Raw genomic sequence first — 11,864 nt, 5'->3', positions numbered from 1 at the left:
TATGTCCAAGAGAGTTTACATCGTATTCCTTTTTCTCATCGCACCTTTTGCAGCTCTGCAGGCTCAACAGCATGTGCTTATTTCTATGGATGGTTCACAGACGAACCATCTAAAAGCTTATGGAGTTGTATTCAATCATATAACGGATGGATACAACGCACAGTGGTTATTGAACTATCGTGGAGGCAGCTTTTTAGCACAAGTTGAAAATGACATCATTCGCAAAAGCAGGCTCCGAAACGTAAGTATGGAAACCATGAGCGCCTCAGAAGCCCAGCGCCTTATAGCAGAAGTGGAAAGTAACAGCAGCAACACCTCTGTAGTAAATTTAGAAAAAGCTCCTAAGATCGCAGTTTATACTCCAGATCAGGCTCTCCCCTGGGATGATGCCGTAACCCTGGCACTGACCTATGCTGAAGTTGAGTATGATAAAATATGGGATATTGAAGTACTTGAAGGAAAGCTGGATGAATACGACTGGCTCCACCTTCATCACGAAGATTTTACCGGACAGTATGGAAAGTTCTGGGCCGGTTACCGGAACATGCCCTGGTACATTGCACAGGTAAAACAAATGGAGGCCATGGCAGAAAAACTTGGCTATTCTTCTGTTTCGGAACAGAAAAAAGCGGTAGCCCGAACCATCAAGGAATATGTGGGAAGAGGCGGCTTCTTGTTTGCCATGTGCTCCGGTACCGACACCTTTGACATTGCCCTAGCTGCTGAAGGTGTTGATATTGCTCCCGAACAATTTGACGGAGACCCGGCTGATCCCAATGCCCAGAAAAAATTGGACTATGATAAAACTTTTGCATTCGAGGATTTCTCAATAAAATTAAATCCTGCAGAATATGAACATGCAGATATTGATGTACCTGAAAGCCTTAACGAGGTAGATCAATCGCTTGATTTCTTCACCCTTTTTGAATTTTCTGCAAAATGGGATCCGGTTCCCACCATGCTTACCCAAAATCATGTTAGCAGTGTCCGCGGTTTTTATGGACAAACAACAGCTTTTCAAAAAGAGAAGGTAAAATCGTCGGTGGTTATCTTAGGGGAATCTCCAGGGCGGGAACAGGTAAAATACCTGCACGGTAATTACGGAAACGGCACTTTCACTTTTTATGCCGGCCATGATCCGGAGGATTATACCCATCGCGTGAATGACCCCCCCACGGATCTTGAGTTACACCCCAGCAGTCCCGGTTACCGGTTGATTTTAAATAACATCCTTTTCCCCGCTGCCAAAAAAGAGAAGAAAAAAACGTAATTAATGTTAAATGCTCAATGTTAAGTGTTAAATTTTGAACGCATTTAACATTCATAATTTAACACTTAACATTTCTATGAAGCCAAGCCGAAAGTTTGAAGATCTTGTTGAACTTGTAGCTATTCTAAGAAAAGAGTGTCCGTGGGATCGTAAGCAAACGCACGAATCCATTAAGGATAACCTCATAGAAGAAGCTTACGAGGCTATTGAAGCACTGGATGATAAAGACTTTGATGAGTTCAAAAAGGAGATCGGAGACTTATTGCTACACGTTCTTTTCCATTCTGAGATGGCGAGTGAAACGGAGACTTTTGATATCGGGGATGTCATCTACACCCTAATGGAAAAGCTGATTCGCCGTCACCCACATGTGTTTGGAGATACCGTGGTTGATGGTGAAGAGCAAGTATCCGAGAATTGGGAAAATATAAAGCTGAAGGAAGGAAAGAAATCTACCTTGGACGGACTCCCCTCCCAGCTTCCTTCATTGATACGTGCGCAACGTATGCAAGAGAAAGCCGCCAACGTTGGTTTTGACTGGCCGGAATGGAAGCTTGCATTGGAGAAGCTGGATGAGGAATTACAGGAGTTCAGGCAAGCTTTAGAGAACGGCAATAAAAATGAACTTGCTGATGAATTTGGGGACGTATTGTTCTCAATGGTAAACGTAAGCCGTTACTTTGAACTGAATGCTGAAGACAGCCTGCGAAAAACCAATGCTAAATTCGAGCACCGCTTTCGGTATATAGAGAAGAAGCTGAATGAACAAGGCAAAGCACTTAAAGATTCTACCTTAGAGGAAATGGACGCTTACTGGAATGAAGCTAAGCAACACCATAAAGATGAATAACTGTTAAATAATCCAGACTTCATATTTTCTTCAAATCAATTCGTTTTGTTAGAATAGTTTTAAACAATTTCACTTAAAATTGTGCTACCGTTTTAGTATATTCGGTGCCCTTCTCAAAAAGAGAACCGGAAAACTTACACTGACTTTAAACGCTCTGGAAGTGAAATTCGTTAACAGCGTTAAGTTGGCTCTTATCGAGTAATTTATATTTAACACAAAATTTGGAGAAACAATGTCAGAAGGCATTCACACAGGCTTTGACGAGCAACAATATCCTCACATTAACAGAGGCCTTGACGGTATCGTAGCTTTTTCAACTACCAAGAGTTTTATAGATGGTCAAAAAGGTGAACTCATCTATTCCGGCTACCTGATCGATACCCTGGCTGATAATGCCACATTCGAAGAAGTTTGCTTCTTGTTATGGAATGATCGCCTCCCAAATGCTGAAGAACTCGAGAGCCTTAAAAAATTATTGATCGAAAATCGTGAGCTTCCACAGCCGATCCTGGATTATATCAAGGCTACTGATAAAGATGCCGAGCCTATGGCTGTTCTAAGAACTGCTGTTTCCATGCTGGCTGATTTTGACGATACCAAAGGAAAGTATGATGAAACACTTTTTGAAGGGCAGGCCATTGCCATTACAGCAAAGATACCGGGTATCATTGCCGCTTTTGATCGTGTTCGTCATGATAAAGATATTGTAGCTCCTCTTAAGGAAGAAAGCACGGCTTTTAACTTTTTATATATGCTGAATGGCGAAAAGCCGGGTGAGCAGGCTGAAAAAACGATGGATCTATGTCTGATCCTTCACGCAGAACACGGAATGAATGCTTCCACATTCACCTGCAGAACTATTTGTGCCACACAATCTGATATGTACTCTGCTGTAACTGGAGCGATCGGTGCACTGAAGGGCCCACTTCACGGCGGAGCCAATACAGCTGTTATGAATATGCTGCTTGAACTTAGCAAGCAAGGCGAAGATGCCGATGCGGTAGCTTTCACCAAAGAAAAGCTTGATAAGAAAGAAAAAATATCCGGATTCGGTCACCGTGTTTACAAGACCTTCGATCCACGAGCCCGCCTCCTTCAGCATATGTCAGAAGATCTTTCTGAAGAGACCGGACATCAGGAATTATACAAATGGTCGATGGATATGTTGAACACCATGAAGAGTGAGAAAGATATTGATCCAAACGTGGATTTTTTCTCAGCTACCGTGTATTACTCTATTGGAATTCAGCCTGATCTTTACACCTGCATCTTCACAATGAGCCGTGTATCCGGATGGACCGGCCACTTCATGGAGCAGGCAGCCAACAACCGCCTGATCCGCCCACGTGCACTTTATGTTGGTGAAAAACATCTTGATTGGGTGCCTGTTGAAAAGCGGTAATTAACCATTATATTTTTTTAGCTTACCAAGCCTGTTCGGTTTTCCGGACAGGCTTTTTTTATGTGAGCTACTACGATATAATTGATCTAAGGCTTTGAATTTGAATACAGTTTATTCATTTTAGAAAAAAGTCCTCAAAGAATGGAATATATCATACCAGTTATAAGTAAGGAAACTGAGTTTTAAAATGCTCATTAGATCAGCCTGCTATAAAACCCTGCTGCTGTTTTTTCTCCTAATTGATTCAGGTATTCAACTTTACGCATTTCAAAACAACGTAAAAGCATCGCCTCCTGATTATTTAGTTACGGTTGAACCTAACTTATACATTGGGAGAATATATAATATTGATCTGGTTGATGAGAGCTACCAAATTGATGGTTCTTTAAGTTATACCTGGTTCGATGAACGACTAATTTATGATCCCAAATCATCATCAACATTTTTGACTTATAAAGATGGAGAGGCAGAGAATTTCATGCGGTCAGAAATATGGGTTCCCGCTTTAGAATTCATAAATATTCAGAGTAGTAGAGAAACAAATGGTCTAGAAATAACCGTCAAACCTGATGGAAAAGTAATATACACGGAACACTTTAGTGGGACTTTTCATACTCAAATGCAATCCGAAAAATATCCTTTTGATTCAAAAACTTTTTAAATCGTGATCGAGCCTTTTCTCTATAATAAAGAAACACTGAAGTTTGGAAGTTCCTTACTATTACCTGAAAAAGATTCTTTAATGAATTTAAATCTTGGGGATAGTTGGATGTTGACAAATACTAGCTCAAGAATTGACAGTACTATTTATGATCAATACTCAGATCTTAGATCCGGTGTAGAAAGCAGTACTTTTTCAAAAATAATTTTTGAAGTACAAGCGAAGCGAAACCATAGATACTACATTTTGCACTTGCTAATACCAACCTTATTGATCGCTCTAATTTCGTTTATGATCTTTTGGATACAGCACTTTAGAGCACAGATCTTTATTGGCATTACATCGTTATCAGCTATGATATTTTTAATCGTATATTCAGCACCTGATGTTCCAAAATTACCATATAATACTTTTATCGAATACATATTTATTATTGGCAATCTATTTATTCTTTTTGGAATAATTGCAGCTGTAGCTAATCATAGATTCTTAAAAAATAGTCAAAGAAAATTTGATCTACTCAAAATTTGCAGAAGAGTAATTCCTTTAACTTTTCTTCTGGTTTTAGTAGCTGTAACCAGCTTTATCTTTTGACTAAAATTGATCACTCATAATTTGGCACTTTATTTTACCACCAAATTCACAATCCGGCCCGGTACAAAGATCTCCTTCACCAAATTCCCCTCTTCAAGGTACTTGGCAACATTCTCTTCTTCCTTGGCTAGCCCTAATACATACTCTTTGTCTTTGGCCTTATCGGCATCCACGTAAAGCTCTCCGCGAACTTTACCATTCACCTGTATCGGATACATGATCTCATCCGCTTTCAGGTACTCTTCGTTAAATTCCGGCCACTCTTCGTAAGCAAGCGTGTTTTCATGTCCAAGCATGCTCCATAACTCTTCCGTGATGTGTGGTGCGAATGGATTCAGGATCTGAACAAACTCTTTTGCTACCGATAGCGGGATCTCCTTCCAGTTATTGGCATCATTCACGAAGATCATCAGAGCAGAGATCGCCGTATTGAATCGCAGGCTCTCTATGTCTTCCGTTACTTTTTTGATGGCTTCATGTAGCGGCTTCAGATGCTCTTTAGTCGCTTCCATCTCTTTCACTTTGTCAGAGATCTCCCCGGAATCGTCATCTACCAGCAATCTCCAGACCCGGTTCAGGAACCGGTTCACCCCTTCCACTCCTTTAGTACTCCATGGCTTCACCTGCTCAAGCGGACCCATGAACATTTCATACAACCGAAGCGAATCAGCCCCATATTGAGCGATCACATTATCAGGGTTGATGACATTACCGCGGCTTTTGGACATTTTATGGGCCCGGGCTTCAACTTTGATGTTTGTGCCTTTGACTACAAAATCATTGCCCTTTTTTTCAACTTGATCGTCTCTGAGTTTCTCTTTTGTAGTGAAAACTCCTGGACCACCAATTTCTTTATCAGAAAGGTTCTCCACTGACTTATAATCAATCCATTCATCACCTTTCTTATATCCTGTGAATTCCATTTCCCCCAGGATCATCCCCTGATTCACCAATTTTTGAAACGGCTCTTTGGTGGAAACCACGCCAATATCATACAGCACTTTATGCCAGAAACGCGCATAGAGCAAGTGAAGAACGGCATGTTCAGCCCCACCCACATACAGATCCACGGGCATCCAATATTTTTCATAGTCGGGGTCAACGGGACCACCATCAAACTCAGGACTGATGTAGCGCAAATAGTACCAGCAGGAACCCGCCCATTGCGGCATGGTGTTGGTTTCGCGTTTGGCCGGTTTTCCGGTTTCAGGGTCAGTGGTATGTACCCAGTCCGTGGCATTTGCCAGTGGCGGCTCGCCATCTCCGGTAGGCTGATATTTGTCAACTTCCGGAAGTGTTACAGGTAATTCAGATTCAGGCAGCGCTTTGTGCTCGCCATCCACATGGATGATCGGAAATGGCTCCCCCCAATAACGCTGACGTGAAAACAGCCAGTCACGCAGTTTATAATTTACTGATTTCTTACCGGCTGCTTTACCTTCCAGCCAAAGAATGATCTTTTTCTTGGCGTCCTTGATCTTCAATCCATTCAAAAACTCGCTGTTGATTGCCGGACCTTCTCCGGTATAGGCTTTGCCATCAAAATCCTCCGGCGGTTCAACCGTGCGGATGATCTCCAGATCAAATTTCTCGGCAAACTCCCAGTCGCGTTCATCTTGTCCGGGTACCGCCATGATGGCACCGGTTCCATAACTTGCCAGCACATAATCCGCGATCCAGATCGGGATCTCTTTCCCGTTCGCAGGATTGACGGCATAAGCCCCGGTAAATGCGCCGGTCTTATCTTTATTTAATTCCTGTCGCTCCAGATCAGATTTCTTAGCCGCTTCTTCCTTATAGTTCTCAATAGCTTCCTTCTGTTCATCTGTGGTGATCTTATCCACCAAATGATGCTCCGGAGCCAATACCATGTAGGTAGCTCCAAAAATGGTATCCGGGCGTGTAGTAAATACTCTCAGCTTTTCATCATAGCCTGAGATCTCAAAATCGACCTCAGCCCCGATGGACTTTCCGATCCAGTTGCGCTGCATTTCCTTTAGTGATTCCGGCCAGTCCAGATCTTCCAGATCCTGCAACAGTTCCTCAGCATATTCAGTGATCTTCAGTACCCATTGTCGCATAGGCTTACGGACTACCGGGTATCCTCCAACCTCACTCTTTCCGTCCACCACTTCTTCATTGGCCAGCACTGTTCCCAGCTCCGGACACCAGTTCACGGCAACTTCATCCTCATAGGCCAGTCCTTTTTTGTATAACTGAAGGAAGATCCACTGCGTCCATTTATAATAATCCGGATCCGTGGTATTCACCTCGCGATCCCAGTCGTAACTGAAGCCGATGGCCTGTAGCTGCTCGCGAAATTTATTCACATTCTTTTCGGTGGTGATACGCGGATGAGTTCCGGTCTTTACGGCATACTGTTCTGCAGGAAGTCCAAAGGCATCCCAGCCGATCGGGTGCAGTACATTAAAACCATTCATGCGTTTGTATCGCGATATGATATCCGTAGCGGTATAGCCCTCCGGGTGCCCCACATGTAAGCCTGCTCCACTTGGATAAGGAAACATATCCAGTACGTAATATTTAGGTTTGGAGGTATCAGTGGGGGTTTTAAAGGTCTTATTCTCGAGCCAGTAGTCTTGCCACTTTTTCTCGATGTTTTCCGGTTTGTAGGAATGCATTGATGAATGGTTGGATTTGTCTTCTTTTGCGAACCTTAAAGATAAGCCATTATTGAAACCATTGAAATGGTTTTTCAGGATCATTTCTCAGCTGGTCATCCACGGTTAGATCAATCAGAAAAATCAGAAACCGTTACTATAACATCTACCCCATCCGGTTTCCAGTAAAGTGGCGGGCGCTGAGCTTGAGCCAGGGGTTCAGTATTCAAACCATGAATGTCTATTCCGGTGTTATACACTGATTGTAACAGGTCACCGGATCTTGCTCTAAGCTCTTTTACTTTTTCCTGTCCCCCTTTTACCCAGTTCACCTTGAAATCGGTTTCCGGTTGTTCTTCGGTCTCCTGTATCAAAAAATCCTCCGTCCAAAGCTGATTGCGCTGAATTCCTTCGTTATACGCAAACTGATATCTTAATTCAGGCGCCGGTTTTTGATGTTGAGGGTTCGCTTGCCAGAAGTTCTTAATGGATATTTGAAGTTCTTCTTTTACTTCATCCAGCCCGAATTTTGCTACTACCATAGCCACTGAGCGACAGCCTTTTCCTCCATATCGAAGCATGGCCTCTACCAGATCTTCTTTCACCTCCTCATTCCATTCATCCAGAAAAGCAATGGAAAATTTGGCGGTACGGATGATGTAGTTCACATCCTTCTTTGCTGAATTCAGCCTCTGAATTTCTTCTTTAACAGCAGGAACGGAATTCTCCGATCCGGCAAATACTACAGTATCTGCTTCCAGGTTTTTGAACGAATCTAGATCAGTAGAGAAATGAATTTCCTGTTCAGTATTCGCTTGCTGTATTTCTTTCAGGAAGGAAGCGAGTAAATAAGGGTCTTTACGTGAGAGTTTGCCATAGTAATTCGCCCCGGAAAGAATCACACCCAATGCAGTTTGAAAACCTACCAATGGCAAATTCCCGGCATGGAGGCAGAGTACATTTTTATCTCTGGCATTCTTCTTTTCAGTCAATCCTGATATCAGTACCCATTCCTTGACCTCCCCATTTTCTACATTCCTTCGCAGAACTGTAAGCTGATGCTGAATGTCTTCTGTACTGAATAATCCTTCTGAAACAGTTTTTTCAACTGCTTTTTGAAGATCCGGGTTTTGAGGATCTAGCCAGTCTTTAACAGTTTGGGTTATTGTGGTCACTGATCTCACGGATGCCGCTGATTGGGTTGGAATTACAAACAGTAAAAAGGTATGTGTATTCTTATAACTTTACTGTAAACAATATACCTTGTTTGAAAAATTTTAGCAGAGTAACATAGAAGTATACATTTTGTTTTTGACTTCAGCTTTCATGATGGTGATTATTCATCTAATGAACTCAAATTCATTTATTGTAGGGGTCGTAGAATCGTTCTCTGTTATGGTATATACGTATCCGTTTTTGGCCGCCATAATTTTATTATTAGTTTGAAGGTCATAATCTAATATGTACTCTCCGTCCGTAGTAAGGATTTGATGGCCATAGTTTTCACCCATATTTACATACTGTATCAAAATTAATTCTTCGTCTAAATGATGTAATGAATAATTAGCGGTGTATTTCCTCGCAAAATCAAATATATTTTGAGAAAGAATCCGTTGGCCGGATTGCTCTAAAGAGCTGATATCTTGTTCGGGTTCTTTGTAATAGCCCGGTTTTTCTGAAAAAGTATTTAGTAATTTACCGGATAAATTATATTCATAAAGGTTGGGTTTCGATAAGTTCTTGAAAAATAAATTTCCATCCGCAACTAAAATGTTATTACCTATAATTGCCCGCCTCATGATGTTTCTATTTGTAGAGTCCAATTCTGAAATTTTATGTACAAAACTGCCAGAAGAATCATACTTTTCGATAAAAAGTCCACGTTGATTCTTATTCATAGAATAGATGTGGTCTTGTTTATCAAATGCTAAATCAGGTGTACCCCAATATTCTTTAGGCATCATTTTCTTAAAAGAACCATCTCTATTGAACCAAATACCCCAGGGTGCACCATTTGCTACAAAAATTTCATCATTTGCTGTAAAATATGCCTGATAAGGCTTCCAATTTGCTCCGGGAAATTCTTTACTTAATTCTTCTGAAAGTCGAGTTTTGACCTTTCCCAAACTATCAAATAGAAAAACCTCTGTTCTTCTACGGTTTGTAATAAGCAGATCATTGTTTGAATTTATATCCAAATACCGTATTTCATATACAGAAAAAGGTTCGAGGTCGATCTCTTTATTTTTTTTGAATGTATCAGTAAATTCTGTTTGAACAGGTTTCTTTTTACCCTCGCAACCAATTAAGGCTACGAGAGTAAGTATTGCTATCAACCTAAGCATTTTATTTTCTCCATCGCTAATTAACTTCTCCACATGGCTTGTAGTATTCATAACCAGTCCCTGTTCCAGTCCAATCTTCGCATCCCCATCCAGGCCCATAACAGAGAACAACACAACCTGCATCCCATGTTTCAGGCCACTCTACAGCATATTCAAAATCATCACCATAAGTTTGAGCTGATATGGTTGCCTGTTCAATATTAATTGAAGTAAAACTATCAAAATTAAAAGTAGGATTGTATCCTACAATTATTGCTAAAATCATTATTGTGAATATTATTTTCCTCATAATCGTTTTGATTAATTAAGATTGAACAGGACTATAATAATTTAAAAAAAAACAAGTTATTACCCTCAAAGCGATATTTAACTGTTAATTTGAATCAAGATATTTAGAGCATTTTTTATTTAATCTCGATCGATGAGGAAATTACAGCCTCGGAGGTTTTTGGGGTTCCATCGACCAAGTACCTGGAATTTCCCATCTTCTCGCTGTACACCTTTATCGCCGGTAAGGATGAAGGAACAGGAATACAGGTTTGCCAGGTCCATAACACCAATGAGCCCCTCTTCCCCATGATCCACTTCCTGCATGGGGGCTTTTGGATCTCGGATACTAACCTTCATCCATGGCACACCTTCAAACCATAAACTGCCCTGTGCATAGGCTTGGGACAGTAATTCGGTCATGCCGTATTCTGAATGAATTTGGGATTGAGAAAGACCAAATCCTTCTGCCAGTTGTAGATGTAATTCTTCTTTTGTGATCTCCCTCCGGTGTGTTTTCATCCCTCCGGTTTCGAGGATCACAGCATCTTCCGGAAGTTGAACCCGATAACTCTCCAATAGATCCATTAGACCAAAAGCAGCACCGAATAGAATTAATCTTTTTCCTGAGTTCTGAACTTTTTCCAGCTCTGATTCCGCCAGCCCCTTCCCCAATTCCAGGAATTTGCTAAGCCCTGACTTTTCCCTTTCTATCAGCGTATTCAGCATCCAGATCAATGAAGAATTAGGGTTTTGATTATAACCCGGAGTGTACGCCCATATCACATAATCATCCAGATCATAGAAATGCTGCATTCCTTGAACGATGGATTTTTGATAGATCTCAGGATTCGAAATAATGTGCTTGCTTCGTTCCATCCCTGAAGTTCCACTGCTGCGAAATTCTAAATGTTGAATGTTGAATGTTGAATGTTCCGCAGTGGTAAGAACTTTGGTTTCCTTAAAAGCCTGAATGGGGAGCAGCGGAATTTCATTTCCTGAAAGTGGTTCTAAAATTCCAAGGGCATTACAAAAACGATGATAGACGGGATTATTATTTCTTTGCAGTTCAAAAACACGCAGGGCTTTTTCGTCAAAACTCAGGCTGTTATCAAAAATAAAATCTGAAGTGCTCATCTTTCCGGGACTGCCATTTTCAGCAATGCATCGCTTGTTAAAATAAACAGGGAGTTATTTTGATAATGCATGTCCAATGATTGAACCTCAGCTCCAAATTCTAACGTGAACGGCTCTCCTGCCTCAGGCTCAAAAACGGCTTTTTTTGCATAGGCTTTCCATATCCCGTTTTCATTGGTAGACATAGCGAGTACACCCTCAGCCGGATAAAATCCGCGGTAACTGCCATTTAATGCCAACCGGTGAATGGTTTGGGATGCCCGATCAAGTATTAAAATCTCCGTAGAATTAATTGCTATCTCATCAACAGATTCAATTTCAACCGGAATCCGGAACTCATCCAAGAGGTTGTAATCCAGGTCAAAGTGATAAATATGCCCTTCATTCTCATCCACAAAGTAAACCTCTCCCACACTACTTACGGCTATTTGTGTAGGATTATATCTTTGATTCACCCCAAAATAATTACGACCGGAAATGCTGCTTAAGTACTGTCCACGCCGGTCAAATACCTGTACTCTTCGATTATTAAAATCGGTAATGAAGATCTTGAGTCCGTTGGTGGCGTCCACATCAACGGGTTTGCTGAATTGATAATCCCCGGAACCTTTACCTCCAATAGCTTCTATCTGCTTACCGGTGTGATCTAATTTGAGTAGTTTGTTTTCACCTTGCTCAACCACATAGATAAAATTCTGTGTAACAGATATGGATGTT

General features: G+C 41.3%; 11 protein-coding genes. 5 read left to right on the top strand and 6 right to left on the bottom strand.

What is annotated here, in order from left to right:
* Position 1: 1 nt before the first annotated feature.
* The 5 genes from ACFSVN_RS11360 to ACFSVN_RS11340 all read left to right on the top strand — a co-directional run bounded on the left by ACFSVN_RS11360 (position 2) and on the right by ACFSVN_RS11340 (position 4,777).
* Complete coding sequence (locus ACFSVN_RS11360; protein ID WP_390302666.1) at positions 2-1,270, top strand: asparagine synthetase B; 1,269 nt, start codon at positions 2-4, stop codon at positions 1,268-1,270.
* A 34-nt stretch (positions 1,271-1,304) separates the two neighbouring features.
* Positions 1,305-2,120 carry a nucleoside triphosphate pyrophosphohydrolase gene (gene mazG / locus ACFSVN_RS11355; RefSeq protein ID WP_390302663.1) on the top strand — a complete coding sequence of 272 codons (816 nt, stop codon included), beginning with the start codon at positions 1,305-1,307 and terminating at the stop codon, positions 2,118-2,120.
* A 232-nt stretch (positions 2,121-2,352) separates the two neighbouring features.
* Positions 2,353-3,522: a citrate/2-methylcitrate synthase gene (locus tag ACFSVN_RS11350; protein WP_390302660.1), complete on the top strand. Its 1,170-nt coding sequence runs from the start codon at positions 2,353-2,355 to the stop codon at positions 3,520-3,522.
* Between the two features lie 187 nt (positions 3,523-3,709).
* A complete protein-coding gene (locus ACFSVN_RS11345) occupies positions 3,710-4,183 on the top strand; it encodes a ligand-gated ion channel (RefSeq protein ID WP_390302657.1) in 474 nt (157 codons plus the stop codon).
* Positions 4,184-4,186: 3 nt separating this feature from the next.
* Complete coding sequence (locus tag ACFSVN_RS11340; RefSeq protein WP_390302654.1) at positions 4,187-4,777, top strand: hypothetical protein; 591 nt, start codon at positions 4,187-4,189, stop codon at positions 4,775-4,777.
* 29 nt (positions 4,778-4,806) lie between these two features.
* Here the strand turns inward: ACFSVN_RS11340 and leuS are convergent, their stop codons facing one another.
* The 6 genes from leuS to ACFSVN_RS11310 form a co-directional block, all read right to left on the bottom strand.
* On the bottom strand, positions 4,807-7,419 hold the full coding sequence (gene leuS, locus ACFSVN_RS11335; protein ID WP_390303834.1) for a leucine--tRNA ligase: 2,613 nt from the start codon (positions 7,417-7,419) through the stop codon (positions 4,807-4,809).
* 110 nt (positions 7,420-7,529) lie between these two features.
* Complete coding sequence (locus ACFSVN_RS11330; protein WP_390302651.1) at positions 7,530-8,582, bottom strand: acyl-CoA reductase; 1,053 nt, start codon at positions 8,580-8,582, stop codon at positions 7,530-7,532.
* Between the two features lie 156 nt (positions 8,583-8,738).
* Positions 8,739-9,794, bottom strand: a complete 1,056-nt coding sequence (locus ACFSVN_RS11325) for an NHL repeat-containing protein (RefSeq protein WP_390302648.1) — start codon at positions 9,792-9,794, stop codon at positions 8,739-8,741.
* Complete coding sequence (locus ACFSVN_RS11320; RefSeq protein ID WP_390302645.1) at positions 9,760-10,032, bottom strand: hypothetical protein; 273 nt, start codon at positions 10,030-10,032, stop codon at positions 9,760-9,762. The genes ACFSVN_RS11325 and ACFSVN_RS11320 overlap by 35 nt, the downstream gene beginning before the upstream one ends.
* Positions 10,033-10,151: 119 nt before the next feature.
* Positions 10,152-11,147 (bottom strand): LuxE/PaaK family acyltransferase, encoded by a 996-nt coding sequence (locus ACFSVN_RS11315; protein ID WP_390302643.1) that lies wholly within the window; start codon positions 11,145-11,147, stop codon positions 10,152-10,154.
* Positions 11,144-11,830 carry an NHL repeat-containing protein gene (locus ACFSVN_RS11310; RefSeq protein ID WP_390302640.1) on the bottom strand — a complete coding sequence of 229 codons (687 nt, stop codon included), beginning with the start codon at positions 11,828-11,830 and terminating at the stop codon, positions 11,144-11,146. Before ACFSVN_RS11310 ends, ACFSVN_RS11315 begins: the two co-directional genes overlap by 4 nt.
* Positions 11,831-11,864: the final 34 nt, after the last annotated feature.

Origin of the sequence: Gracilimonas halophila, from assembly GCF_042684365.1 — a bacterium.
Lineage (GTDB): Bacteria > Bacteroidota > Rhodothermia > Balneolales > Balneolaceae > Gracilimonas > Gracilimonas halophila.
The sequence above is the reverse complement of the archived record's forward strand: the minus strand, read 5'-3'. Positions and strand labels throughout refer to the sequence as shown.

What these genes read in the sequence shown, in the direction of transcription:
- ACFSVN_RS11325 (WP_390302648.1), bottom strand. Translation starts at nt 9,794, where the DNA reads ATGAATACTACAAGCCATGTGGAGAAGTTAATTAGCGATGGAGAAAAT.
- ACFSVN_RS11345 (WP_390302657.1), top strand. Translation starts at nt 3,710, where the DNA reads ATGCTCATTAGATCAGCCTGCTATAAAACCCTGCTGCTGTTTTTTCTC.
- ACFSVN_RS11350 (WP_390302660.1), top strand. Translation starts at nt 2,353, where the DNA reads ATGTCAGAAGGCATTCACACAGGCTTTGACGAGCAACAATATCCTCAC.
- leuS (WP_390303834.1), bottom strand. Translation starts at nt 7,419, where the DNA reads ATGCATTCCTACAAACCGGAAAACATCGAGAAAAAGTGGCAAGACTAC.
- ACFSVN_RS11320 (WP_390302645.1), bottom strand. Translation starts at nt 10,032, where the DNA reads ATGAGGAAAATAATATTCACAATAATGATTTTAGCAATAATTGTAGGA.
- ACFSVN_RS11315 (WP_390302643.1), bottom strand. Translation starts at nt 11,147, where the DNA reads ATGAGCACTTCAGATTTTATTTTTGATAACAGCCTGAGTTTTGACGAA.
- ACFSVN_RS11360 (WP_390302666.1), top strand. Translation starts at nt 2, where the DNA reads ATGTCCAAGAGAGTTTACATCGTATTCCTTTTTCTCATCGCACCTTTT.